General features: G+C 54.5%; 22 protein-coding genes and 1 tRNA gene. 10 read left to right on the plus strand and 13 right to left on the minus strand.

What is annotated here, in order from left to right; translation table 11 throughout:
- Positions 1 to 82: 82 nt before the first annotated feature.
- The 4 genes from Q1B13_RS06650 to miaA all read right to left on the minus strand — a co-directional run bounded on the left by Q1B13_RS06650 (position 83) and on the right by miaA (position 5,654).
- Complete coding sequence (locus Q1B13_RS06650) at positions 83 to 1,546, minus strand: ABC transporter permease (RefSeq protein ID WP_299078643.1); 1,464 nt, start codon at positions 1,544 to 1,546, stop codon at positions 83 to 85.
- A gap of 12 nt (positions 1,547 to 1,558) precedes the next feature.
- Positions 1,559 to 2,605: an ABC transporter permease gene (locus tag Q1B13_RS06655; protein ID WP_299078646.1), complete on the minus strand. Its 1,047-nt coding sequence runs from the start codon at positions 2,603 to 2,605 to the stop codon at positions 1,559 to 1,561.
- A gap of 137 nt (positions 2,606 to 2,742) precedes the next feature.
- Complete coding sequence (locus Q1B13_RS06660) at positions 2,743 to 4,413, minus strand: ABC transporter substrate-binding protein (RefSeq protein ID WP_298932286.1); 1,671 nt, start codon at positions 4,411 to 4,413, stop codon at positions 2,743 to 2,745.
- 347 nt (positions 4,414 to 4,760) lie between these two features.
- Entirely contained in the window at positions 4,761 to 5,654 is an 894-nt protein-coding gene (miaA, locus tag Q1B13_RS06665; protein WP_299078649.1) for a tRNA (adenosine(37)-N6)-dimethylallyltransferase MiaA, read from the minus strand.
- Positions 5,655 to 5,751: 97 nt separating this feature from the next.
- Between miaA and pyrH the strand changes: the two genes are divergently transcribed.
- From pyrH to Q1B13_RS06715, 10 genes are all read left to right on the plus strand, one after another.
- On the plus strand, positions 5,752 to 6,504 hold the full coding sequence (gene pyrH / locus Q1B13_RS06670; protein WP_299078651.1) for a UMP kinase: 753 nt from the start codon (positions 5,752 to 5,754) through the stop codon (positions 6,502 to 6,504).
- 260 nt (positions 6,505 to 6,764) lie between these two features.
- Complete coding sequence (locus tag Q1B13_RS06675) at positions 6,765 to 7,991, plus strand: aminotransferase class V-fold PLP-dependent enzyme (protein ID WP_299078654.1); 1,227 nt, start codon at positions 6,765 to 6,767, stop codon at positions 7,989 to 7,991.
- 48 nt (positions 7,992 to 8,039) lie between these two features.
- Positions 8,040 to 9,464: a deoxyribodipyrimidine photo-lyase gene (locus tag Q1B13_RS06680; RefSeq protein WP_299078657.1), complete on the plus strand. Its 1,425-nt coding sequence runs from the start codon at positions 8,040 to 8,042 to the stop codon at positions 9,462 to 9,464.
- A 69-nt stretch (positions 9,465 to 9,533) separates the two neighbouring features.
- Positions 9,534 to 10,742 carry a cyclopropane-fatty-acyl-phospholipid synthase family protein gene (locus Q1B13_RS06685; RefSeq protein ID WP_299078659.1) on the plus strand — a complete coding sequence of 403 codons (1,209 nt, stop codon included), beginning with the start codon at positions 9,534 to 9,536 and terminating at the stop codon, positions 10,740 to 10,742.
- 15 nt (positions 10,743 to 10,757) lie between these two features.
- A complete protein-coding gene (locus Q1B13_RS06690) occupies positions 10,758 to 11,198 on the plus strand; it encodes a TrgA family protein (protein ID WP_299078662.1) in 441 nt (146 codons plus the stop codon).
- A 29-nt stretch (positions 11,199 to 11,227) separates the two neighbouring features.
- Positions 11,228 to 12,343 (plus strand): NUDIX domain-containing protein, encoded by a 1,116-nt coding sequence (locus Q1B13_RS06695; protein ID WP_299078665.1) that lies wholly within the window; start codon positions 11,228 to 11,230, stop codon positions 12,341 to 12,343.
- 68 nt (positions 12,344 to 12,411) lie between these two features.
- Complete coding sequence (locus Q1B13_RS06700) at positions 12,412 to 13,446, plus strand: cysteine synthase A (RefSeq protein ID WP_299078668.1); 1,035 nt, start codon at positions 12,412 to 12,414, stop codon at positions 13,444 to 13,446.
- On the plus strand, positions 13,446 to 15,881 hold the full coding sequence (locus Q1B13_RS06705) for a DUF3772 domain-containing protein (protein ID WP_298932267.1): 2,436 nt from the start codon (positions 13,446 to 13,448) through the stop codon (positions 15,879 to 15,881). Before Q1B13_RS06700 ends, Q1B13_RS06705 begins: the two co-directional genes overlap by 1 nt.
- Before the next feature lie 158 nt (positions 15,882 to 16,039).
- Positions 16,040 to 16,129, plus strand: a tRNA-Ser gene (locus Q1B13_RS06710).
- Positions 16,130 to 16,501: 372 nt separating this feature from the next.
- Complete coding sequence (locus Q1B13_RS06715) at positions 16,502 to 17,383, plus strand: DUF1989 domain-containing protein (protein WP_299078671.1); 882 nt, start codon at positions 16,502 to 16,504, stop codon at positions 17,381 to 17,383.
- 304 nt (positions 17,384 to 17,687) lie between these two features.
- Here Q1B13_RS06715 and Q1B13_RS06720 read toward each other — a convergent pair whose 3' ends face one another.
- The 9 genes from Q1B13_RS06720 to Q1B13_RS06760 form a co-directional block, all read right to left on the minus strand.
- A complete protein-coding gene (locus Q1B13_RS06720; protein ID WP_298932263.1) occupies positions 17,688 to 18,302 on the minus strand; it encodes a TetR/AcrR family transcriptional regulator in 615 nt (204 codons plus the stop codon).
- A gap of 114 nt (positions 18,303 to 18,416) precedes the next feature.
- Entirely contained in the window at positions 18,417 to 19,448 is a 1,032-nt protein-coding gene (locus tag Q1B13_RS06725; protein WP_299078674.1) for a sterol desaturase family protein, read from the minus strand.
- 130 nt (positions 19,449 to 19,578) lie between these two features.
- The gene (gene ppk2 / locus Q1B13_RS06730; protein ID WP_299078677.1) at positions 19,579 to 20,448 is read right to left on the minus strand and encodes a polyphosphate kinase 2; all 870 of its coding nucleotides are present in this window, start codon (positions 20,446 to 20,448) and stop codon (positions 19,579 to 19,581) included.
- 49 nt (positions 20,449 to 20,497) lie between these two features.
- Complete coding sequence (locus Q1B13_RS06735) at positions 20,498 to 21,451, minus strand: alpha/beta hydrolase (protein WP_299078679.1); 954 nt, start codon at positions 21,449 to 21,451, stop codon at positions 20,498 to 20,500.
- Entirely contained in the window at positions 21,441 to 22,358 is a 918-nt protein-coding gene (metA, locus tag Q1B13_RS06740; protein ID WP_299078682.1) for a homoserine O-succinyltransferase, read from the minus strand. Before metA ends, Q1B13_RS06735 begins: the two co-directional genes overlap by 11 nt.
- A 38-nt stretch (positions 22,359 to 22,396) precedes the next feature.
- Positions 22,397 to 23,269, minus strand: coding sequence for an ATPase (locus tag Q1B13_RS06745; RefSeq protein ID WP_299078685.1), 873 nt, complete (start codon positions 23,267 to 23,269; stop codon positions 22,397 to 22,399).
- 48 nt (positions 23,270 to 23,317) lie between these two features.
- Positions 23,318 to 24,214 (minus strand): DMT family transporter, encoded by an 897-nt coding sequence (locus Q1B13_RS06750; RefSeq protein WP_299078688.1) that lies wholly within the window; start codon positions 24,212 to 24,214, stop codon positions 23,318 to 23,320.
- 100 nt (positions 24,215 to 24,314) lie between these two features.
- Positions 24,315 to 25,373: an OmpP1/FadL family transporter gene (locus Q1B13_RS06755; RefSeq protein ID WP_298932253.1), complete on the minus strand. Its 1,059-nt coding sequence runs from the start codon at positions 25,371 to 25,373 to the stop codon at positions 24,315 to 24,317.
- A 192-nt stretch (positions 25,374 to 25,565) separates the two neighbouring features.
- Positions 25,566 to 26,471 (minus strand): DMT family transporter, encoded by a 906-nt coding sequence (locus Q1B13_RS06760; protein ID WP_366525487.1) that lies wholly within the window; start codon positions 26,469 to 26,471, stop codon positions 25,566 to 25,568.
- Positions 26,472 to 26,516 lie beyond the last annotated feature (45 nt).

A 26,516-nucleotide genomic window follows, 5' to 3' on the forward strand; every position in this document is an offset into this window, starting at 1 on the left:
TCGCGAGAGTCCGGGGGAACCCCGTCATCTGGCTAAAAATATCCTGGGGGGTCCGGGGGCAAAGCCCCCGGCCGATATCACATCAGTCCTTCAGGCTTTCCTCACGCAGGCCGTCCGCCAGCAGGTTCAATCCAAGAACCAGAGACAACAGCGCAAAGGCAGGCGGCAGGGCAGGGTGCAGATAGATCGACAGCAGCTTGCGCCCCTCGTTGATCGTAGAACCCCAGTCTGGGCTTTCCGGCGGCAGCCCCAATCCGAAGAACCCCAAGGTTCCCAGCAGGATGGTGGTGTAGCCAATGCGCAGACAGAAATCGACGATCAGTGGCCCACGTGCGTTTGGCAGGATCTCCCACAGCATGATGTACCAAGGGCCTTCGCCGCGGGTCTGTGCCGCAGCAACATAGTCGCGGGTTTTGATATCCAGTGCCAAACCTCGGACAATGCGAAACACGGTGGGTGAGTTCACGAAGACCACCGAAACGAACACCACCAGAATGCCGCCTGGAACGTCGAAAAGATCCAGATAGGTGGGCAGGCCCCAGATGCTGTAATCATCCGTGTTGATCACGTACCCGTTTGTAGAAATCAGCGATAAGTACAGCCAGACCGTTACCCCCAGTACTCCGATTAACAGAGGCGTGCGGAAACTTGGTCTCGTGTAGTAGCGCGAGTTCAGCAAAACGGTCAGAAACAGGATGGGGAACACGAACAACACGGCCGCCATATAGTTCGGCACGCCGGTTGCCACGATTTCCGGTGTGACCAGAAGATAGAACAGCAGGATGACCGGGAAAGCCAGGATCAGGTTGGCCAGGAAGGAGAGGAACGTGTCCAGGCGACCACCATAATACCCTGCCGGAAGTCCAAGTGTAATACCGACCATGAAGGCAAACATGGTTGCCAGAGGTGCGATCTGCACCACAATCCAGGCCCCTTTGACCATTCGGCTAAAGACGTCGCGGGCAAGGTTGTCGCCGCCTAGTAAATACCAGGCGTATTGTCCGTCTTCAGGGCTCGGCAACGGCGTCCCGGGGACCTTGTTCTTCATGCCCGAGACCTGTGCCAGAGGGTCCTGTGTCACGATCAGGTCGAGTGCACCAAAAATCCCGGTGAACACCCAGAACATCACAAGGCCAAACCCGATCATACCGATTGGGCTGTCATACAGTTTGCCATAAAGACCCAGCCGCCGTTTATAGGCGATAGACATGGCAAACATGATGATCAGCGCCATCCAGACGGGCAGGAATTGTTGGGATATTGCCCCGACAATGCCAGCGCTTGTGCCCATGAGGATGCCCAGCACCAAGTAACCAACTGCCAATGCCACACAGGCTACAAAGCTGTACCGCAAGGCCAGATTTGTCAGGTTTCGTACACCGCTGCTGGATGTTATCGTTCCATCCGGGTTTACGGTAACTTGTTCTTCCGGCAGGACAATGCTTCCGAAAATCCAGATCACAATCGACAGGATCAATGCAGCAAGGGCAACCATCAAAAGCGGGTTTAGAAAGGCGATAGAGCCGGTCCAGGTAAGAGGTTCCATGTTCTATCTCCCTTACGAAATACGGATGCGTGGGTTGAGGTAGACATAGCCGATATCGGAGATCAGCTGCGTCACCAGAACCACAAAGACCGACACGACCGAAATCGCCAACAGCAGTTGAATGTCATTGTTCCCTGCAGCCTGAACCAGCGCCCAGCCAAAGCCCTTGTAGTTGAACAGGGTCTCAACGATCACAACACCATTCAGCAGCCATGGGAACTGCAGCATGATGACGGTGAACGGTGCGATCAACGCATTGCGCAATGCGTGTTTCATCACGATGTTTGGGAAGGACACGCCTTTTAGGCGCGCGGTTCGGATGTACTGGGCCGTCATCACTTCGGTCATCGACGCTCGGGTCATTCGGGCGATGTACCCCATCCCATAAAGTGCAATGGTCAGAACCGGCAGGAAGAAGTTTTCGAAGGTCGGATTGTCCATCGCCTGCGTCGCTGTCCCCTTGAACCATTTCAGGCCCACAGTGGATGAGGTGAAGATCGCGATGAAAATCACGCCCGACACATATTCCGGGGTCGCGGTGGTGATGATCGAGAAAGTGGACAAGGACCGGTCTAGCGCTGATCCCTCACGCATCCCGGCCAGTACTCCGACGATAAGGGCAGATGGGACCATCAGCACCAGAACACAGAGCATCAGAAAGCCGGTGTTGCCCAGACGTTTGCCGACGATGCTGCCAACCTCGTCCTTAAACACACTGGAGTATCCCCAATCCCCTTGCAGAACACCGCAGAACCTTGGGGTGTTGTCGGCCGTTGACCCGGGGCGCGTGCAGGTGCCCAAGACCTGCCCATCCTCCTGAACCTTTTGGTAACCCGGCATTACGCCCAGCCACTGGCCATACTTAATAAGTGTCGGTTGCAGATATCCCCTGTTTTCAAGCCATGTCTCGACCTGTTCGTCGGACATACGCTGGTTTCCCTGCGTCTTAGCGAGTTTTTCAAGGTTTGGATAGAGGTTGGTCAGAAAGAAAACCACGAACGTCAAGCACAGTGCTGTCAACAGCATGACGCCGAACCGTCGGAGGATGAATAGTCCCATGTTGGCCCCTGTTATTCGGGTGTTCCGCAGATCAGTGGACCATTTTCTGGCCTCGGACGTCCGATCCCGTGTCGGAAAGTCTGCGGCTGTAAGGGGGCGCCCAAGTCAGGCGCCCCGGGAGGGTGAGCAGGCGGGTTTTACGCAGCCCAACCCCACTTGTAGTGATGGTGTTCGAACGACACATGCATGTCAGTGCCCACCAGGCCATCCTTCATGTGACGATAGAGCGACCGCCAGTACGGCTGAACGGTCACGCCTTCTTCCTGGATCATCGCTTCGCCCTTGGCGACAACTTCGCGACGCTTGTCAGCGTCGGCAATGGCCAGTGCCTCGGTCAGCAAGTTATCGAAATCAGGGTTGGCCCAGCCGAATTCGTTCCAGGCCTCGCCCGAACGATAGGCCAGCGCCCAGATTTGAACACCCAGAGGACGGTGGTTCCAGTTGGTCGAGCTGTATGGGTATTTGGCCCAGTCGTTCCAGAAGGTGTTGCCTGGCAGAACCGTCCGCTTGACCTTGATTCCCGCGTCACGCAGCTGCGCGGCCACGGCGTCAGTAGTGTTGCGGCGCCAGTCATCATCGATTGACATCAACTCATGCTCGAAATCGGCCATTCCGGCTTCTTCCATCAGAGCGCGAGCCCCTTCCGGGTCGACTTTCTGTGGAGGCAGTTCGAAGTAATCCGGGTGGATCGGGCCAACATGGTGATTTTCAGCAGGCGACCCACGGCCACCATATCCGAGTTCGAGACAAACCGCGTTGTCCACGGCCATCTGCAGAGCCTGGCGCACACGCTTGTCCGCATAGGGCTTCTTGCCGTCGATTTCGGCCAGCTGGTTCGGTCGAACAACGATGGTGTTCATCGTGACAACTTCCGATTTCACATAGCCGAGGCTGTCCATCACATCGATGAATTCACCGACCGACTCGTACAGCATGTCGACTTCGTCGGATTCTAAAGCAGCCAGCCAGGCGGAAGGATCGGTGCCGTAGTCGATGTACTCGATGCGGTCCAGCGCCGGACGGCCAAAGACTTCTTCGCCCCACCAGGTGTGGTCTTCGTTGCGGACCAGCGATGCTTTCACACCAACTTCCAGCTCTTCAATCAGGTAGGCACCGGTGCCTACATTGTTGAGCAGATCGGTTTCGCTGAACGAGCTGTGCACGATAGCGGCCGGATAATCGGCCATACCTGCGATCAGCGAGATGTCAGAGTTGGGCAGGTTAAGGTTAACCGTATTTGCGTCCACAACTTCGATGGCCCCATCAATTGCCTGACCTGAGTCAGCGTCAATCAAGGTCGCAAAACGACCCGCCATCGAGTTGGTTTCCGAGCTCTTGTCACACCAGCGCGCGATGTTGCGGGCAACGTCGTCGGCGGTGAAATCGTCTCCGTTGTTCCATTTGACGCCCGGACGGACTTTCAATGTGTAAACGGTCGCATCGTCGTTGACTTCCCAGCCTTCCAGCAGCATGCCGCGGAATGTACCGTCCGAGTTATACTCGACCAGATATTCCATAGTGCCACGGGTTACGTTTGCGATCTGAGACCAGTCATAGGTACGCGGGTCTTTCAAAGCGCGTACTTCCTGTTGAACGCGGATTGTACCGCCTTCCTGCTTGGCGTCTTCACCTTCCGCGCGGGCAGGTGCAGCCAAACCGATCATGCCGTAGGCTGCGGCGGCCGTCAGGCCCAGCCCTGTGGTGCGAGTTAGGAACTCGCGGCGATTTAACTTACCGTCCCGATACTCCTGAGCGTGCATCTCAGCCGCCCAGTGTACCGGTGCTCCGGTGGTTGTTTGATTTGTCATAAATGCATCTCCCTGTGACACAGTTTTTTTGTTGTGAAAATCAGAGCTACCCGGCGCAGCAGGCGCCGAAAGGTAGGTCGATGGGTTTTCTTTTTTGGATTCTCAGCATCCCCATAGGCGCATTCGGCACCAGAATTTGCATCAGGTCAATGTTCGAAATCGTCATAGATGGCAAAAAAACGACATCTTTGATACGAGTTCAAAGGGCTATGCCAGAACAATCCGATGGGGATTCGCCCACTTATCAAAGTGAGACACTTGATGAGCAAGCGTGGGTTATCCTTCCCACTATCGAACTTCGACGATCACGGAGCGGCTCGCAGGAAAGAATACGCCTTATCAAAGTATCACCTTGAGAAATCAATATGATACCATTCTTTCATCCGGGCGCGAAACCAAGTCCGTTGTCGTTTTGCAAATTGCCGGGTCGAGATTGTGGCTTTTTCTCGGGCCTGATCCAGTGTCATCTCTCCGTCAAGATACGCGGTCAGTTCGGGAACACCTATCGCTTTATAAGCCGGTAGTGACGGATCATATCGATCGCGCATGGCCTTTACTTCGTCCAAGGCGCCCATTTCCAGCATCTGATCAAAGCGCCGGGTGATCCGGCCCAGCAGCCAGGCCTTGTCGACATCAAAGACGATGGCAACGGCATTCGACAAAGTCAGATCCGGGGCGGGTGTTTCAGACTGCCAGGACAGCAGGCTGCGCCCGGTCGCCTGCTGCACCTCCCAGGCGCGTTGCACACGGACACGATTGTTGGTGTCCAGCCGTTCAAGTGTCAGATCGTCAACGCCTGCCATTAGTTCGGTCAGCGACATCTGATCGGCCAATGACCTTACATCCGCGGGTGTGGTTGGAATTTCCGCCATGCCTTCGGTCAACGCAGTAAAGTACAGGCCAGTGCCACCTACAATGATTGGGCGTTGATCGCCTGTCAGCAAAGGAACAACCTCGCGCAGCCAGTGCCCGGTCGAATATTCCTGATCAAAGGGGATGTGGCCATAAAGCTTGTGTGGGGCGCGGGCTTCTTCTTCGGCGGACGGGCGGGCAGAGATGACCCGCCAGCAATCATAGACCTGACTGGCATCGGCGTTCACGATGACGCCGCCTAAGGTCTCGGCAATCTGCAAGGCCAGCGCTGATTTTCCCGATGCAGTGGGGCCTGCGATCAGCACCGGTTTACCCTCTGGGATCGTAGGCAGGCGGTCTAGGATTTGTGATGCTGAACGGCTGGTCATTCGGGGTTGCCTCATTCCTTACCAACCGCATTGAACCTGCGGCGCTTTTGCTTCATTTTGCGCCGGAAAATAAACCCGTGCCAGCCCGGAGCGCAATATGAGCCTTTCCCCATCCATCGACACCGAAGAAACCCCTAAAACAACCTATAAACGCGTGATGTTGAAGATTTCGGGTGAGGCTTTGATGGGGGATCAGGGATTCGGTTTGCACCCGCCAACGGTCCAGCGCATCGCGCAAGAGGTCAAATCAGTGCATGATTTGGGTGTCGAGATTTGCATGGTTATCGGCGGTGGCAACATTTTCCGTGGCCTCAGCGGCTCGGCTCAGGGGATGGAACGGACGACAGCGGATTACATGGGGATGCTGGCCACCGTCATGAATGCGCTGGGGATGCAATCTGCACTGGAAGAGGTTGGGGTGTTCACCCGTGTAATCTCGGCCATTCGCATGGATGAAGTGTGTGAGCCCTATATTCGCCGCCGCGCGGTGCGTCACCTTGAAAAGAAGCGGGTCTGCATTTTCGCCGCGGGAACAGGCAACCCGTATTTCACCACGGACACCGCTGCCACGCTGCGCGCCAACGAAATGGCGTGCGAGGCTATTTTTATGGGCAAGAATGGCGTTGACGGTGTTTACGATAAGGACCCTAAGGAACATGCGGATGCGGTGCGCTATGACACAGTGACCTATGACGATGTTCTGGCCAAACGCCTGCGGGTCATGGACGCCTCGGCCATTGCATTGGCGCGGGACAACAACCTACCCTTGATCGTATTCAGCTTGGATGAACCCGGCGGGTTCCGCGGCATTCTGGCGGGCGAGGGGACCTATACCAAGGTTCAAGGCTGACGATTTCGACCAGAGATTTGCAATTGGCCGGATCCATGGGTCCGGCCTTTTTTGTTTGAATGCCACGCTTGACCTGCGCGGGGTCCACCGGCAACGTAACCTCGTTCCTAGGGTTCGCAATCAATCCATAGAACTGCCGATGCCATGTGTTGGTGACCAAGGTTTCGGCGAGGCTGGAAGACCTGCCATGATTTCTGAGGTGTCCGGAAACATGCGCCGGCCCCTCTTTGATGTGCAGCATGACTGAGGAGTGAGATGCGATGAGCTCTCTGGATATCGATTTCGTTCGGGCACAGTTTCCCGCTTTTTCCGAACCCAGCCTGGCAGGGCAAGCGTTTTTCGAAAATGCAGGCGGATCATATACTTGCAAGCCGGTTATTGACCGGCTGACGCGGTTTTATACTCAGCGCAAGGTTCAACCCTACGCCGCGTACGAGGCCAGCCGGCTTGCCGGGCAAGAGATGGATGAGGCACGCACCCGGATGGCCACGATTCTGGGTGTAGATACGGATGAGTTGAGCTTTGGCCCTTCGACCACGCAAAACACGTATGTTCTGGCGCAGGCGTTCCGGCAGTGGATGAAACCAGGCGAGGCCATAATTGTGACTGATCAGGACCATGAGGCCAATTCCGGCCCGTGGCGGCGTCTGGCAGACGCTGGAGTCGAGGTGCGGGAATGGCAGATCGATCCTGATACCGGGTCGCTGAACCCACAAGATCTGGAAAACCTGCTGGATGAAAAAGTGCGTCTTGTCTGCTTTCCCCATTGTTCGAACGTGGTGGGTGAGATCAATCCGGTGACCGAGATCACTGCAATCGCCCATGCTGCAGGTGCGTTTGTATGCGTGGACGGCGTATCATACGCGCCGCATGGGTTCCCGAATGTCGGCGATTTAGGCCCGGACATCTACCTGTTTTCTGCCTACAAGACCTATGGGCCGCATCAAGGCTGCATGGTCATTCGCCGTACACTTGGAGAGCTGTTGCCCAACCAGGCGCATTATTTTAACGGCGATGATTTGTACAAACGGTTCACTCCGGCCGGCCCGGATCATGCTCAGATTGCAGCAAGCGCCGGGATGGCGGATTATGTGGAACAGCTGTGTGGCCATCACGGTGGGCCAAAGACAGGCGCAGCCGAGCAAGGAGCCTTTGTTCATGATCTGATGCGGTCGTACGAGGTTGCTTTGCTGCAACCGGTGCTGGACGCTGTGAAAGATCGAAATGCCGTCCGTTTGATTGGCCCGTCAGATGCGTCTGTGCGGGCGCCGACGGTCGCGTTGTCGTTGAATCACCCAGCAGAACCAGTTGCGGCGGAACTTGCGCAGCATGGTATCATGGCTGGCGGCGGAGACTTTTATGCGTCGCGACCGTTGCAAGCTATGGGTGTCGATCCAGCGCAGGGTGTTCTTCGGATCAGTTTCACGCATTACACCGCGAAAAATGAAATTGATCAACTTTTAGGGGCACTTGAACGCGTTTTGTGATCCAAATTTTGCTCGGCCTCGTATAACGAAGAAAACATCAGGACATGTATGTCACAGGGGCAGTCTCCGATTATTTTGTGGTTCCGACGGGATTTGCGTCTGTCGGATCATCCGGCACTTACGGCGGCTGTGGAAACAGGCCGCCCCATCATCCCAGTATTTATATTGGACGATCTGGCCCAGCATTTGGGTGCAGCACCAAAGTGGCGCCTTGGGCTGGGGTTGGAAGAGTTTGACCAGTCGCTAAGGCAAATTGGGACTCGACTGATCCTGCGTCGCGGCAATGCCTTGGATCAATTGCAGCATTTGATCTCCGAAACCGGGGCCAAGTCCGTTTACTGGTCTCGTGCTTACGATCCAGAAGCGATCGAACGCGATACAATGATCAAATCGACTTTGAGCGCTCAAAGCGTGCAGGCAAAGTCGTTTGCCGGTCATCTTCTGTTCGAACCCTGGACCGTTGCAACCAAAGCGGGACAGCCGTTCCGTGTTTTCACGCCAATGTGGCGGGCTGTTCAGTCGCGAGAGGTTTCTGTTCCAGATGCGGCGCCGACGCGGCTGCCAGCGCCGACGCAATGGCCTGCTTCTGATGATCTGGCTTCATGGAAGTTAGGAACGGCTATGAACCGCGGGCTTTTCGTCGTCAGGCCGTATGTTCAGCCGGGTGAAAAGGCGGCGCTTGATCATCTGGACGGTTTTCTGGACCGCGTTAGCGGGTATTCCAACGATCGGGACAGGTTGGACCGGGATGGGACATCGAACCTGTCAGTGTACCTCTCATTAGGTGAAATCGGGCCACGTACCGCGTGGCACAGGGTGCAGCGCGCCGCCATGACGGGCGTGTCCGGGACTGAGGCGTACTTGCGCCAGCTTGTTTGGCGTGAGTTTGCGTACCACCTGATGTATCACACGCCACGCCTTTTGACCGGCAATTGGAAACCGGAATGGGATGGGTTTCCCTGGAATATCGATCCAAACCATCCTGATGTGGTGGCTTGGCAGCAGGCCAGAACAGGCATTCCGGTCGTCGATGCGGGTTTGCGGCAGATGTATGTCACCGGGCGTATGCACAACCGCGCGCGAATGATTGTCGGCAGCTACCTGACCAAGCATCTCATGACTCACTGGAAGATTGGCATGGATTGGTTCGCGGACTGCCTGATCGATTGGGATCCGGCTGCTAACGCAATGGGGTGGCAATGGGTGGCCGGATCAGGCCCCGACGCGTCGCCGTTTTTTCGGATATTCAATCCACAGACACAACAGGAGCGGTTTGATCCCGATGGCGCTTACATACGGCGGTGGATTGCAGAGGGTCAGGCCGATGCAAGCGATACCGCACTTGCCTATTTCGATGCCGTTCCGAGATCGTGGAACATCCGGCCCGACACAGATTACCCAAAACCTGTCGTCGCATTGCCAGATGGGCGACGCCGTGCGCTGGCCGCGTATGAATGCCGAAAAAGCCAGTAAGGAACTGAAAACTTGCCAGAAACAGAATCGCGGCCTAGCCTTCTAGAGGCACCGCAAAGGGGAGAGCGGATGATCTTTGTGACGACTGAGGGGCAAAAAAATCTGCCCAGATATTTCGCGCAGGTTTTCAAGATGCTGGGCAAGATGGAGTCTGGCCGCCTGGATATCACCTTGCCAGATGGCCGTACGTTTCGCACTGAGGGCGCCAAACCAGGTCCCGTTGCTCAGGTCGATATCCACGACCCGGATGTTTTTGCCCGACTAATCCGCGAGGGAGAGCTGGGGTTTTCCGACGCGTACCTGGACGGACATTGGAGCACGCCTGATTTGCGATCTTTTATGGATCTGGTCCATCTGGGAACTGAAACAGTGTATGATGGTTTCACGGGTAAGTTTCTGGTTCAGGCCTACGAGCGGTTGCGCTTCTGGCTGCACCGTAACAACCGGACGCAGGCCAAAAAGAACATTTCGTACCACTATGATCTGGGCAATGACTTCTACGGTCTATGGCTGGACGACACGATGACCTATTCCAGCGCGCTGTTTGAAACAGGGCAGGAAAGCTTGGAAAAAGCGCAAGCCGCGAAATACGAAAGCTTGGTTGACGAAATGGGTGCAAAGCCCGGTGACCACATCCTTGAGATTGGTTGCGGTTGGGGTGGGTTCGCCGAATATGCCGCGAAAGAGCGTGGCCTTCGCGTAACAGGTTTGACCATCAGTGAAGAACAGTTGAAATTCGCCTCTCAACGTATAGAAAAGGCAGGACTTTCTGATCTTGTTGATTTCAAACTGCAGGACTACCGAGATGAGCGTGGGCACTATGACGGGATTGCCTCGATCGAGATGTTCGAAGCGGTGGGCCAGAAATACTGGCCGGTTTACTTTGACACGGTTCGCGAAAGGCTGAAACCCGGGGCGCAAGCCACTTTTCAGATCATCACCGTCGGAGACCACCGCTGGGAATTCTACAAGAACGGTGTTGATTTCATTCAGAAATACATCTTTCCGGGTGGGATGCTGCCATCGCCGACGGTTTTGCGTGAACAAATTGATCAGGCGGGGTTGAAACTAGTGCGATCCAAAGAATTTGGTAAAAGCTACGACCTGACCTTGCGGCGTTGGTACGAGACGTTCAATGCCAAATGGGATCAGGTATCAGAATTGGGTTTTGATGAGCGTTTTCGCCGCATGTGGAATTATTATTTGACCGCATGTGGAGCGGCCTTTGACACAGGCAATTGTGATGTGACACAGATCACCGTAGCAAAGCCCAGTTAAGGAACGGAATTCAGAATGCCCAGTGCCTCACGTCTAGTTGCCGCCATTTGTCTGGTGGTAATAGCCTTCTTGGTGTCGAGCATGATCATAGAAAATGGTGAAGAAGGCAAAGATTATGGCTATTTCACCATTGTAAACATCGCGTTGGGCTGGATCTGTGGATGGAAGGTCATGGGCAAGCGCGCAGGCCGTGGCTGGACAGCGGGGGTAAACAATGGCCTGACGGGCGTTGCCTCGTTGGTCTTCTGGGCACTGTTTGTACAAGGCTGCTACGAGATGTTCCGTCTGGCAATGCGTCACCGCTACGACGGCCCCTTCGAGGCATTATTGGCCATCTTCAAGATCGGGCTCGACTATGGTCAGCTGTTGCTGGTTCCCGAAATCCTAGTGACATTGGGCGTTGGTGCTGTGGTTGCTGGATTGGCAACTGAAGAAGCAAGTCGCCGTTGGCGCTGATATCTTTGTCCGGCGTGAAAGTCTGAATTGTGTCTGATCTTTTCTTATATGGCACGTTGCGGCACGAGCCCTTGCTGCACCGTGTTTTGGGGCGCGACGCCAACGCGCTGTCCATGGATGCTGCAATCCTTCCTGACCATATGGTTTACGCAGTTCAGGGGCAGGACTTTCCAATGATCCTGCAGGAAGCCCGGGCAAATGCCCAAGGTATCCTTGTGCGTGGACTGACGGCTGAGGATTTGGCGAGACTGGCGTTTTACGAAGGCGGCTTCGACTATGATCTAGAACCGGTCACTGTTGTTCTGCAGGATGATAGCGAAGCTTCCGCGCAGGTGTTTTATCCAGCTCCCGGTGCGTGGATACCTAGCGATCCCTGGTCTTTGCAGAATTGGGTCGATCGGCTGGGCGAGGTAACTACGCTCGCCGCTGAAGAAGAAATGGCCTATTTCGGCAAGGTCGACGCCCGCGCGATGTCGCGCAGCATGCCTGCGATCCAGACACGGGCATGGGCCAAGCTGTTTGCGCGACAACGCAAAACCGGTGATCCACGCAATGTGGCCGAAGATGTCGTCGTGCATCGTCATACCCGGGCCTATGTTGATTACCTCGGATTGGAAGAAATCGAACTGCAGCATCGCCAGCACGACGGCTCGATGGGTCCTGTGCTAAGCCGCAATGCACTGTTGCAAGGCAGTGCCGTAGTTGTGTTGCCTTATGACCCGGTGCGCGACACGGTCCTGTTGGTCGAGCAGTTCAGAACGCCGTTGTTTTTGATCGATGACCCTGAGCCCTGGATGTGGGAACCCGTCGCCGGAATGATCGATCCCGGAGAAACGCCCGAGCAAACCGCGTATCGCGAGGCGACAGAAGAGGCGAAAATCACCTTGGAAAAGCTTGAATATGCGGGCGGCGCTTATTCATCAAGCGGATCGTCGACTGAGTATGTCTATCTCTACGTTGGAGTGGGCGAATTGACCGAAACCACCGAGGTAGGCGGTGTGGAAACTGAGGGTGAGGATATCCGCACGCAGATTCTGCCGTTCGAAGAATTCATGAACCTTGTTGATCAGAGTGTTTTCAAGGATTTGCCCTTGTTGACGCTCGCCCATTGGTTGGCACGTCACAGGGCCCGCCTGCGCGCATGACTATGACGCTTGTGGTTGGGACACTGCATCTGTAAATCTTCGTTGAGACATAATGACATGAGGGTGCCATGCGCATTGCACGAGATCTTGCTGACGCAGTAGGAAAAACACCGTTGATCCGGCTGCGCCGCATCAGTGACGAAACCGGGTGCGAAATCCTCGGCAAGGCCGAGTTCATGAACCCGGGCCAGTCCGTTAAAGACCGTGCCGCGCTTTATATCATTCGCGATGCCATCGCCCGCGGCGATCTGAAGCCCGGAGGCACGATCGTCGAAGGCACTGCGGGGAACACTGGCATCGGGCTCGCGCTTGTGGGTGCTTCGATGGGGTTCAAGACTGTGATCGTGATCCCGGAAACCCAGTCGGAAGAGAAAAAAGACATGCTGCGGCTGGCGGGGGCGCAGCTTGTGCAGGTGCCAGCGGCACCGTATCGCAACCCGAACAACTTCGTGCACTACTCTCGCCGTCTGGCCGAGGAGCTGGCGCAGACCGAACCAAATGGCGCAATCTGGGCCAATCAGTTTGATAATGTGGCCAACCGACAAGCCCATGTGGAAACCACCGGCCCGGAAATCTGGGAACAGACAGGTGGCAAGGTTGATGGGTTCATCTGCGCCGTCGGATCTGGCGGCACTTTGGCAGGCGTGGCCGATGCCCTGCAGCCCAAAGGCGTCAAAATTGGCCTCGCCGATCCGATGGGGGCAGGACTCTTTTCCTACTACACAACCGGCGAGATCGCGATGGAAGGCAGCTCGATCGCCGAGGGCATCGGGCAGGTCCGCGTGACCAAAAACCTTGAAGGGTTCACACCGGACCATTCTTATCAAATCACCGACAATGAAGCGGTGCCCTATATCTTTAACCTCTTGCGCGAAGAAGGCCTTGTTATGGGCGGATCAACCGCGATCAACATGGCTGGCGCAGTGCGTTTGGCTAAGGAAATGGGACCGGGCCATACCATTGTGACCATTCTGTGTGATTACGGCACGCGCTATCAGTCCAAGCTGTTCAACCCAGAATTCCTGCGTGAAAAAGAGCTGCCCGTACCCGACTGGATGACCGAAGCGCCGCGTAGCATTCCGGGCGTATTCGAGGACGTATGATGCTGCGACAGGTCCGCCTGTTTCTTGCTCTCGTTATCCTGTCGCTTGTCGGGTTTGGTAGTATTGCAGATGCGCAGCTGTCAGATCGGCAAAGCGAATACTATCAGACATGGATAAGAACAGCGGACCGGGCCGAGGCCGTGATAGACGTCAACAGGGCGTCGAGCGCGGCGTTGGAAAATTTGCGTTCAGAAATAAATGGTTATCGAGATACCTTTAACAAATCTCGCGGAGAAAATACCGAGCGGATTGAGACACTGGAAGGGCAGCTTAAAGCCCTGGGGCCTAAACCCGAAGGGGATGCGACTGAACCAGAAGACATTGCCAAGCTGCGCCAGCACCTTGAAAACCAGCTGAACAGCTTGCGCGTTCCGCGCATCATCTCGGAAGAAGCGTATAGCCGCGCCAACGGGCTGATCAGCGAAATCGACCAGATTATCCGTGATCGACAAACCAAGGAGCTTTTGGAGAAGGGCCCGTCGCCAATCAACCCGGCGTATTGGGCCCCGGCATGGGTGGATGTCGAAAGTGCGGCCCGCAGCCTGATCAACGAGACGGTCAAGAATATGAAGACCGACGTTGTTCGCGAGCAAATTCGCGAACGTGGATTGGTGATTTTCATATTGCTGGGCATCGCTACGGTCTTGCTGGTCTTTGGCAAATACTGGTCAGAGAAGGGTGGTGAGTATCTGCGGCAGTTTGGCGGTTCTGGCAGTGGCGTTTGGACCTTTGTCATTTCGCTGCTTCGGATCATCTTGCCATGGATCGGTGTGTTGGCAGTGGTCGTGGCGCTCTACCTCACCGATGTTTTGGGCCTGCGCGGATCGCTGTTGGTTGATGAAATCCCCTACTGGGCAGCAATTGTGCTGTCTTACGACTGGATCGGTCGCCAAATTTATCTGATGGGTGCGGCGAACAACTTCAAACGCCTTTCGGTCAGAAAAATCACAGAGCTTCGTATCTACCTGGATTTGCTGGCGATCATGCTGATCCTGCACGAGTTGGTAAAGTTGTTCGAGAAGATTGAAAACATCTCGGATGCGACACGGGCCGTGGTCAGTTTTCCAATTATTGTGGCAACTGCTCTGTTGCTGCTGCGTGCACGTCACATACGAACAAATGACGTTCAGAAGGAGGGGTCTGAACAAAACACCTCGTCCCGGGCAGCGGGTTTCAGCCAACTGGTCGAGTTTTTGCGCCGCGCGCTGTTCATGCTGGGCATGGCCGCACCCTTTCTAGCACTTCTGGGCTATACCAATGCTGCAGAAGCCATTGTCTTTCCAGCCGTCAAAACACTGGTTTTGATTGCCGCATTGATCATCTTCCAGCGCTTCTTCTGCCAGATCTATGGTTGGGTAAGCGGGCAGGGCGAAGGCGCCGGGGATTCGCTTTTTGCGGTGCTGATTGGATTTGCCCTGACGATCATCGCGTTACCGATCCTTGCAGTCTATTGGGGAGCCCGCGAGGCGGATCTGCTCGAAGCTTGGTCTCGGCTGTTGCAGGGTTTCGATATCGGCGGCGTGACGATCTCACCCACCAACTTTCTGACATTTGTTGCAGTATTTGCGATTGGCTATGCCTTAACGCGGCTTTTGCAAAGCGGGCTGCGAAACTCACTGCTGCCAAAAACCAGTATCGACCCGGGGGGCCAGAATGCGATCGTTTCCGGGTCAGGATATGTCGGCGTCTTTCTGGCCGCTTTGGTCGCCATCATGGTGGCGGGTTTTGACCTGTCGTCGCTTGCCATCGTTGCCGGTGCGTTGTCTGTGGGCATCGGTTTTGGTCTGCAAACTATCGTTTCGAATTTCGTGTCTGGCATTATCCTCTTGGTCGAACGTCCGATTTCCAAGGGCGACTGGATCGACGTGAACGGGATGATGGGCTATGTGCGCGACATCTCGGTGCGGTCGACCCGGATCGAGACCTTTGACAGAACGGATGTGATTGTCCCGAATTCGGACCTGATCAGCGGAGTGGTGACAAACTACACGCGAGGGAACACGATTGGCCGGGTGATCGTGCCGGTTGGCGTGGCCTATGGGACCGATACAAAACAGGTCGAGGAGATATTGGGAGAGGTTGCTAACACTCACCCGATGGTTCTGGCCAACCCGGCGCCCAGTGTGGTGTTCCAGGGCTTCGGGGCCGACTCCCTGGATTTCGAGATACGGGCCATCTTGCGTGACGTGAACTGGGTTTTGTCGGTGAAATCCGACATGAACCATGAGATTAACCACCGCTTCGCCGAGGCGGGGATCGAGATTCCATTTGCCCAGCGCGATTTGTGGCTACGGAACCCAGAGGTTTTGCAATCTTCTGATAACGCCCCCGAAACCAGGTTGGACAGTGCGCAAGGGCAATCCCGAAGAGACTCGACCAGCCCAATAGAAATGAAAGAGTCGGATCTGGATCCCGATGGTGGTGAGGAGTTCTGATCCGTAGTCCAACGACGATCCGCTCGATCACAAAGTGAGGTTGTTTTCTCTGTGTGACCCGCTGACTCATTTGCGTGATTTATTTACTCAGACGGCACCAAATTCCCCGATTTGGGGCCTTGCAAATCTGATTGTGTTGGTTCACATATCGCCTTCACGGAGAGGTGGCCGAGTGGTCGAAGGCGCACGCCTGGAAAGTGTGTAGGCGGGAGACCGTCTCCAGGGTTCGAATCCCTGTCTCTCCGCCATTTACTTGACTGTCATTGGTGGTCTTTCCAAACTCGAAATGGCGCTTTTGTATCCGCGATGGACGAAACAGGCATGGGTGCAGCTGCGATTGTTTGAATTGCAAACTGACGCCGGTGTTGGGTGAATACGCCGGCCAATCACGATGACGGTTTTCAAAGCTTTTGTGCACAAATAGGACTGCTCATTGCTGGTCCTCACAATTGGCACAGATCGCAACGCATGGCGCTGCGGAGGTGGCTGGCCAACTGGTGCGGCGGCAAGGCATTGCGATGAGCCGATTTTGAATCTGTCAACCCGGATGGCATCTCGTATGAAGTTGTCCTATCTCTGGTGACGTTAAGCGCTTGTCACAAAACAGTTGGAAGTCCCTCGTGAAATCAGAAAACCCAAGCTTCACGCCGCCTCAGGACGCGAATGTCCGCAAGGGTATTCAGCCGGTGATCTGTTACCCGCCGGACAGCCTCGACCAACCTGATTTGAAGGGGCTGAGTGACCTGAGGCAAAAGGCTAAGAAATCTGCAGAAACTACGGCGCTGCCACGAGATGCGGCTTGCATAGACGTACCTGCCGGAGCGTTCTTTCGCATCGTTTCGGTCGACGGCGCGCAGGTTGGTGATTTGAACCTTTGGAACAAACATGACCTGAACGAGCGGTTCTACTCGGGAAAAACACGGGCACTGCATGGCACGCATCTGTCGACCGGCGACCGAATGTGGTCAAGTTTTCCAGCTATGCGCCCAATGGCGACCATCGTCGAAGACACCCTTGACTGGTATGGCTTTGACGAGTTTGGGGGATCAGTGCATGACGTCATTGGTACGCGTTGCGATCCCTACACCGGGCGGTTGCTGTCGGGCAACGACTATCACCATTGCTGCCATTCCAACCTGACGCGCGCATTAGCCAGTCATTGTGAATTACCCTTGCACGAAGCGGAGGTGTACGTGCATGATGTTTTGAATGTTTTCATGTGCACCGGTTTTACCCGCGATACTGGTCAGTACTTCATGAAAGCAAGCCCAGTGCGCCCCGGTGATTATCTGGAATTTCACGCGGAAATTGACCTTGTGGTTGGCATCTCAGCATGTCCTGGCGGCGATTGTTCATCCGAGCATTCGTCCGACGCTGCATCCTGCTATCCGTTGCTGATTGAGGTGTATGATCCCGGAGAAGATGTTCGCGCGGCGCATCAACAGCCCAAGGTATCTTCCTACGACCGGACCCATGGCAAGGCAGACGATTCAAAGGTCTAGCTAAGGTAGTAACGCGAGCGTCTGCCTTAACTCCTAGTCGGTAGTCCCAAAAACATCAATAAAGCTAACAAAATAAGCGTTTTGACATAAAGTCGTGATGTTCTCTGTGGGGTAACGCCAGGGTGGTCGCACGGAGCAGACGCTTTACGAAAAATACGGTGGCTTCTAAACGACTAGCCGGCCTCATTAAGCGATGACCGGATCGAGGCAGTTCATCGCATCTAGGGACACGATCCAGCGTGGGATCGGTCGTCGGCCTTCAGAAATGCATCCACGTTGGGTTCGGTCCGGCCTAGATTTAGGATCACTTGTCCTGAGGAACCAAACCCAATCCCCTGAGGTAAATGCCAATACCGCTTTCAAGTAGGTCTTCAGGCGGAAAAGGGGACGTTGCACCCGTGTTGCGGGCATAGAGTTCAACAACGCCATGGCTCATTGCCCAGATATGTGCGCTGAACATCGCAGCAGGAGGGCGCTTTTCCGGTGGAATATGCTGGGACAAATCGTCAGCGGCTTTTTCAAGCACGCTTTTTGCCCGGTTCGCCGCAAGCGACAATTCCGGGGTTCGGTTCAGGGAAATACCACTTTCGAACATCGAGATATAATGGCCGGGATGTTTTCGTGCAAAGGCCAGATAGGCGCGGCCGGTGGCTTCAAAAGCCGCCAGGGCTGACGGCTGTCCCTTGTCATAGGCATATTGCATCAGATCGGCGAACATCTCAAAGCCTTGCCGCGCCGCTTCTGCAATCAGATCTTCGCGGCCTTGAAAGTGACGATATACAGCCGCTGGTGTCACGCCCGCAGTTTTGGCCGCCTCAGAAAGTGTGAAACCCGTTGGACCCTTTTCTTCAATCAGAGACAAAGCAGCCTCGATCAGGGCTTGTTTCAGGTTTCCATGGTGATAACCGCGTTTCGTCATCCCGGGCTCAGGCACCTTTGTGCTAAAGACAATTGAGACCAAAGAGATAGTGTATCAGGATAGGTTCGTCCAACGCTTGAGAGGTCGCAGACCCATTATTTCACAACATGAGGATTAGTTGCTCTCGGCAGAGCTCGCATGTGTGGCTTCTTGTTCCGAGCGGGCTTCGGCGTTGGATCCTGTAAGAGCACCTCTGGGATCCTTTTTTAAGAGAGCAAAAGCGTTTCGGAACGGGCGCAGATATAAAACGACGGGATCGTTCCATGTTCCGTCTTCGCCATTTCCCAAACCGTATTCAATATTTTCCTTCGATTTTGGTGAGTAAAGTGTTCCGGCACTCCAGTCCCATATCGCAAAGATAAAGCCCATGTTCTTATCCCAATGCTTACGGGCCTTGGAATGATGAATCTGATGCTGTGCAGGGCTCACGAAGACATGCTGCACCCAGTCAGGATATTGCAGCCAGACATGGCTGTGACGCAAGTTGAAGGCAGCTATGAAAAATACGAAGACGATGATGTTTAGTCCAAACAAGGTAAACGCCCGTCCACCACTGCCAAAAAACTGGTCAAGCAATGCCACAGCAACCCCAACGAAAAAGCCGCTTAGTAAAGACGAGATGATTTCCTCAACCGGGTGCATGCGAGATGCCGTCAGCGGTGTCATGACTTCGGCCGAGTGGTGGACTTTGTGGAATTCCCACAAAAAGGGGATCTTGTGAAAAATATAGTGCCCGAACCAAAGAGCCCCATCGAATACGAGGACAGCCACCGCTGTATAGAATACTGACACAGCGAGCGAGGAATCATATGGTCCTTCGGTTGCAGGTCCCAAGATTTTTTCGACGACATTGTACCAGAACGGAACTTGCAACAAGATCGATGCATAGATTGCGCCGATGATGGATTTATTCAAGAAAAACATGACGTAATCGGCTTTTGCTGACTTATGAGTCAGCACATCCCAAGGAAGCAACCAATTGAGCAGATCTTTGAAGGTTTTGCCCTGCCGCGCTTTTCTGGTTCGATAGAATACGAAAATGGCCGCCGCCAGCGCTGTCCCCAAATGAAGCAAGGACAAGCGGTTTGTCGGATCAAAGAACAACTCAAAGGGATGCCGCAGCGCGGCGAATACTTCCTCAACCATCGAGAGCACCTGTCTGTATCTCGCTTTTTAAGTAGGAACCTTGATGCATGTCGACGGCTTCTCGGCGGCAGAAATGCGGCAGCGATGTGTCATTTCATGCGAGAAACTGCTTTAGCTAAGGACTGCAAGTCTATGCGTCCCAGATTTCCGGCCCGCCGCAGATTTTCGGATCAATTGCGCCAAGATCTTTGGTCTTTTTCTCTTCGTAATCAAGCGCATGAAGTACGGTTCGGATCGCCGCAAGCCGGGCGCGTTTCTTGTCATCAGATCGTATGATCGTCCATGGACATCTGTCGGTATGAGATCGTGTCAGCGTTTCAGAAATGGACTGTGTATACCCGTCCCATTTGTCCAGACCCGCGACATCAATCGGGCTCAACTTCCATTGTTTCAACGGATCTGTTTCGCGTGCCAGAAAACGGTTCAACTGTTCGGCCCGCCCGACGTTCAGCCAAAACTTGAACAGATGAATGCCGTCGTTAACCAAACCTGTCTCCAACGGCAGAACCTGTCGGAAAAACCGCTCTCTTTCTTTGGGTGTGCAAAAACCAAAGACGTTTTCAACAACGCCTCTGTTGTACCAACTGCGATCAAAAAACACGATTTCCCCCGCCGCAGGTAAATGCGGGATATAGCGTTGAAAGTACCATTGGCTGCGTTCTGTGTCCGACGGTTTGGACAATGCGACGTTACGGGCACCGCGTGGGTTCAGGTTTTCGCGAAAGCGTTTAATGGTTCCGCCTTTGCCCGCCGCATCACGGCCTTCAAAGATAATGGCAACCCTCTGACCGGTCTCCTTTACCCAAGACTGCATCTTGACCAACTCGATCTGCAGCGCGTCCATCTGTTCTTGGTAGTCGCTGGATTTCATTTTTTCGGCGTAGGGATAGGTGGGGTTCAGGATATCGCCCTTGCTGGCCTTTTTGATTTCTTCGCGCACGCTTTTGGGCGCGCCTTTGCGGTAATACTTTTCGATAGAGCCTTTTTCCGACCGGGCCATGTGCTACCTCGCAATAAAATCCATATCTTACTATGGATTAGGCGTCGTCTTAACGCAAACCTGCGCGTCGGGCGGCGCGGTCGATTGCTTCAGCAACTTCGGGTGCGGCGACAACCTGCGGCATATGTCCAATGCCTTGCAGTGCGATCAGTTCCGCCCCCGGGATTTGCTCGATCAGACGTTCGGAGTGCCAATCCAGCCCGACAGTATCATCTGCCGTGCCGTGCACGATTTCGGTCGGAACAGAAATCTCGCCATATCTGGGTTGTAACTGGGTGATCTCATGCAGAAGGTTTGCGCGCTGTTTGGCATTCGCGTGCATTGAGGCGCGGCGAACAGTCAATTGAGGTCCGAAATGTTCGGCATAGCCATCAGGAGCTTTTTGTGGGGCAAAGACGGTGTCCAGAGCCTGCGTTACGTACCAATCAGGAACATATGACGTAATGAAGGGCAGGGCGAGTGAACTCCCTGCCGAAGTTGAGGCGAGCTGGTTGAACCCATCCAGAGGTGTTTCCCACGGTATCGCAGCCGGAGCCATCAGGACCAGTGCCGAGATGTTGTCAGGGCGCGTGATGGCCCAGGCCAACGAAACTGACCCACCATAGCTTTGCCCGGCCACGATCGGTTTGTCGGCCCCAAGCAGTGCAGCAGCGCGCTGTAATACATCCGCCTGTTCGATGATGGTTTCACCATCCGGGTTGAAACTGGCGGAATAGCCAAGACCGGGCCGGTCAAAAACGATAACACGGTAGTGCTCGGCCAGGATCGGGGCGAGGGCGAAGGTCATGTCACGGGTGTTTCCGCTGGACCCGTGGATCAATACGACATCCGGGCCTTTGCCCATCACAACAGCATGAATCGCGACACCGTCGATATCCAGCATTTCACCTTCTGGCGGAAAGGCGGCTTCGGCCAGCGCTTCTTGCTGCGTCGCGCGCCAGATGGTGAATAGCGCCAGGCCCAACACTGCAAGGCCAAAAGATATCAGGAGTTTAACGGCCAATGTCATTCATATCGAAAGGGGTGCTCTGGTAAATTTCATTGATCCAGTTCCCATACAAAAGATGCGCATGACTGCGCCACCGGTTCTGCGGAGTCTGGGCCGGATCGTCGTCTGGGTAATAGTTGATCGGCACGTTGATCGGCGTGCCATTGGTCACATCACGGTCATATTCCTGTTTCAACGTATCACTATCGTATTCGAAGTGGTTGAAGATATAGAGCGCCCGATGCGATCTGTCCTCGACCAGACAAGGGCCAACATCATCGCTGCCCAGCAACGTGGTCAAACCGGGTGCACCATCAATCTCGGCCTGCTTCATTTCAGTCCAGCGACTGACAGGAATAACGCAATCGTCGGAAAACCCGCGCAAAAACGGAGAGGCTTGGTTCAGGTTTCGATGCCTGAAACACCCAAAGGCCTTGGCGTCCAGCATGTGTTTTTTTACACCATGAAAGTGGTTGATCATCGCCATCCCACCCCAGCAGACGCCAAATGTCGAATGAACGTTGGTTTGGGTCCAATCGAAGACTTCGCTGATTTCATCCCAGTAAGTCACATCGACAAAATCCAAATGCTCGATAGGCGCGCCGGTTATGACGAGACCATCAAATTTCTGATCCTTCACCTCCTGAAAGGGGCGATAAAACTCAGCCATATGAACCGCTGCGGTATTCTTGGTCCTGTGCTCGGTCATACGGATTAGTGACAGATCGATCTGCAAAGGGGTCGCGCCGATCAATCGGGCAAACTGGTTTTCGGTCTGGATCTTCTTGGGCATCAGGTTAAGCAACCCGATCCGCAAGGGGCGAATATCCTGACGCATTGCCTGATCTTCGTCCATGACCATAACGCCCTCTTTGGTCAGGACGTCATAAGCGGGCAGGTCTGAAGGGATCTTTATGGGCATATGCTCAGGCTTTTAAAGAGGTCATAGAAAGCTGGTAGTTAGGCGCAATTGCGCCTGGTCTCAAGGGTGCGTTCGATCAACTCATCGAAATCAGGGGCATCGCGTACCTTGCTGATATCGCCTGCAGTGACTGCGACACCCCAGTTCTTCGCCATGGCTTCGTATCTGGGTTGACGATGAGCGAGAGCTTGTGCATAGGTCCAGCGGATGAAGTCATCGGGATCAACATCAGACTCGGCGCAGCCGTGTTGGTCCAAGTATTCTTGCCAGACGCGGGTAAGAAATTCGCCCTGATAAGACATCGGCTTAGGGGCTTTGTCGAAGCGTTTTATCAACTCGGCGGTATGATCTTCGTCACCCTTCAGCCATATCATAAGGGTGTGTCGGGACAATTCAGTCAACAACTGATCGCCTGGGTCGCCCGGGTCTGCCCATTCGCAGATGGATCCGCCAGTATCACAGATGAAATGGGGGTATTGGTACAACCGCTGCGCACGGTCGATGAAATACTCAGTGTCCAGCAGGGCGTGAATTTCAGCCAGGCGGAACTGCTCTTGCCGGCGGCGGTATTCTGACACTTCAAGCCCGCCGAGATCTGGGTTCCCTGGCTTGCCCAGATAGGCCGCCACCGGGGTCAGGTTCTCAAATGATATGTTCGAGCCGATATAGATCGAATCCGAAAGTAACAGATCGCGCAGAAACGGGACCTTCATCGCCTCGGCCTTGGCGTTGTCGGTGATGTACTCGCCCATGTAGCGGGTGCCAATACGGTAGTCGATTGAGTAGTGAAACCAACCGCCGGAATCCCTCAGGATGTTTGACACATAGGTTTTGCCCAGACCCGACATGCCGAAAAACAGCACTTTTTTTCGCGGCGCGTTGCGCCAGTCTTTTGCCGAGCCGTAGATCATTTGCCACTGTCCCTTTTTAGCCTTTGCTAAATCGGGCAGGGGGCGGCGTCAATTGCGAGAACCAGAACGATTTAAGATCAACAGGCCCAACGCAAGGACTGCGAACCCGACGAAAGCCCTCGGTTCAAGGGCCTCGTCCCGCACCGCAGCGCCCAGAACAATGGCAACGGGCGGGATAACCAGGGTGACCAGCATCAGATTGCCGCTGCCAGCCATGGCAAGCACGCGGTAGTATAACAGGTACGCGCCAGCGGTCGCTATGATGGCGTAGTAGCCGATGGCAACCCATGTCACAAAAGGCAGGGTCAAGGTGGGCATGCCGTCGACCATCAATGTGACCGGTAGGATCAGCAGCGTCGATCCGGTCAGCATCCCAGCTGCTGCGACGATAGGCGAAAGGCCAGACAATGACTTGCGGGCCCATGCAGCAGCCAACGCATATGAGATGGTCCCGGCAACTATCGCGAGTTGGGCTGTGCTTTGTAGGCTGAAATTTGAGAAATTCTGTATGCCGATCGCGATCGACACGCCCAGAAATCCCAGCCCGACGCCTGTTAGGCGGGCTTTTGTCAGACGCTCATCTTTGAAGAACATGGCTGCGATCAGGACGCCAAAAACCGCCGTGGCCGCGTTCAGGATCGCCGTCAGCCCAGTGTCGATATACAGCTGGCCCCATGCCATCAATGTAAAGGGAATAGCGTTGTTCAGAAGGCCCATGACCAGAAAAGCCAGCCAGACCTTGGGGCTTTTTGGTATGTTGTGACGTTGAATTAGAACAACGAGCCACAGCACCAACATAGCCCAGAAAGTGCGATGTAAAACCGATGTCATTACCGGAATTGTATCCAGGGCAATGCGGATCGATAAAAAGGACGCGCCCCAAATCAAGCCCAGCAACAAAAGTTCGGACCAAGCGCGGGGGGAGAGGTGTTTCTGAGTTTCCATAGCGCCACTCTTTCATTTGGGTACCACTGAAGCGACCCGAAACTTGCGAAAAAAAAGCCCCGCTGAACAGCGGGGCTTTTCATCCATGACTTAACGCTGATTAGTTTAGGGCGTAAGTGACCTGAACACCGACACTCCAGGCGCTGTTTCCAGTGAACCGCGCTCCTTGGTTTGTCGTAGCATCTCCAATATCGGTATAGCGAATTCCACCGGAAATCTTCGCTTGCTCGATCGAATAAGTGCCGCCCAAACCGACGCTCCAGAAACCATCAGTCGGACCCAAGTCTGAAACAGTGGAGCCGGTAGAAGTCTCATACCCAACTGTAACTGCTCCGGAAAATTCCTCTGAGAACTGATAGCCTAAGCCAAGTGTGTAGGTGAACGTAGCATCGTCGTAGTCAAGTAGGTTGTTTCCGGTTATGCCAACATACACAGGCGGGGCGTAGATAGATTGCGGCCAATCAACCCAACGTATTGATCCAAACAAAAGCGTCTTCGGTGCCACACCCGTCTGGAAGTCGAGGTTCACCGACTGCGGTGTTACCACTTCCGTTTCTGTGTTGTTGACAGAAAGACCCGCAGGAATTGGAGGCACCACATTGTTAGATTCTGTTTGCGACAGATTGTGCGTGATTTTGGAGTTGTACGTTAGGGCGACCCGGGCGGCAATTTCTGGTTTTTCCCATGCTACACCGACCACGTATCCAAAATCGATTTCCGGATCGATGTCGACCTCATAACCCGCTGCAGCGGGAACAGCCACGTTGCCTGTCAGGCGCTGCGCGCGTAAGCCACCTATTGCGCTAAAGCCGCCGTCAAACTTGTACCGAAACAATGCGGTAACCGCATCTGTATCGGCTGAGGCACGCAAAACGTCGGTACGGCCACCTGCCACTGACGTAGGGTTCTGCGACAATGGATAATTCGAACCGTAGGCCACATCAGCGCCAAAGGGCTGATCATACACGAGCGCGAAATCGAGCTGTTCGGTCAGCGAAGTTTTGTAGCCCAGGTGGGGTGTGAAGAAGTCCTTCGCGATATTTCCAGAATCTACTCCGCCTAGCGTGCCTGACACTGTAGGATTGGTGTAGCCAAGTCGAAACTGAACGGCGGTGCCTTCTTCAAAAATAAGATTGATGCCCTGACCACTGCGATCCAAGCCACCCGCCTGCACTGTCGTTGCCCCTACGCATAGGGCGCAAGCTTGTAGAAGCGCCTTTTTCATTTATTCCTCCCATACTGTCTCTCGTGGGCCTTATTGGCAGTGCCTGAGTGTGCATCGCCGGGCCCATTATTTGTGGTGCCCGATACTCACTCGTGACTCATTTTAACGTCAACTGGTGACCATGCGTTACTTGGGAGTTGTTACGTTACGAACTGTTGCCAAACTGTTACGATTCTCTGACCACACGTTCAAAAAGATGCCGGCAAAAATTATTGCCGCACCCAAAAGCGTCCAGTGATCGATCGGCTCGTGATATAGGATCATGCCGACCACAGCGATGGTGGGCAGGCGCGCGAAGTCAAAGGGGATCACCACAGTCGCCGGCGCGATGGCCAGAGCGTTTGTGATGCAGAAATGCGCCAACAACCCCGCCAGTCCTACAAGCAGCAGAAACGGAGCCGTTTGTGCATTGGGAATGGTGATCTGCCCGTCAAACCCAGCTGCCGCGGTGCCCAGCACCGCCTGCATGGCCGTTAACCAGAACACGATACATCCGATACTGGCAAATCTCGTGAGCTTTTTTGTCGTGATAGTTGTAAAGGCGAAGAATATGGCTGACGCGGCGGCCATCAAGATGCCGGGGCTTAGCGGTGCGGCCCCAGGTCGGGTCACAACCAATATTCCTGCGAACCCAATCAAAGCGGCCGTCATTTTCAGTAGTGTCAGGCGTTCTTTTAGCAAAAGCGGTGATAGCAGGATGACCCAAATGGGTTGTGTGAACTCAAGCGCGAACACCTGCGCCAGAGGAGCTACGCCGACCGCATAGAACCAAAGGTTTTGCCCGGTGAAATGCAGTGTGTTTCTTACAGCGTGCAGGCCCAAACGTTTGGTTTTGACCTGATACCATTTACCAGTCGCAGTCAGGACCAGCGCGACGACGACAAAGCCCACAAAACTGCGGTACATCATAATTTCGAATGTATCGTGATAGAGACTAAGCTCGCGCCCGGCGACCGCCATTGACGAGAAAGACGCGATGGCCCCGATCATCCAAGCGGCCGCTTTTCCGACCTGAGGTGACGAACTTTCCACCCTGACGCCTCCGTATGCGTTATCTTGCCTGTCAGAGGTTTGTCT

This window comes from uncultured Ruegeria sp., from assembly GCF_947489545.1.
GTDB lineage: Bacteria > Pseudomonadota > Alphaproteobacteria > Rhodobacterales > Rhodobacteraceae > Ruegeria.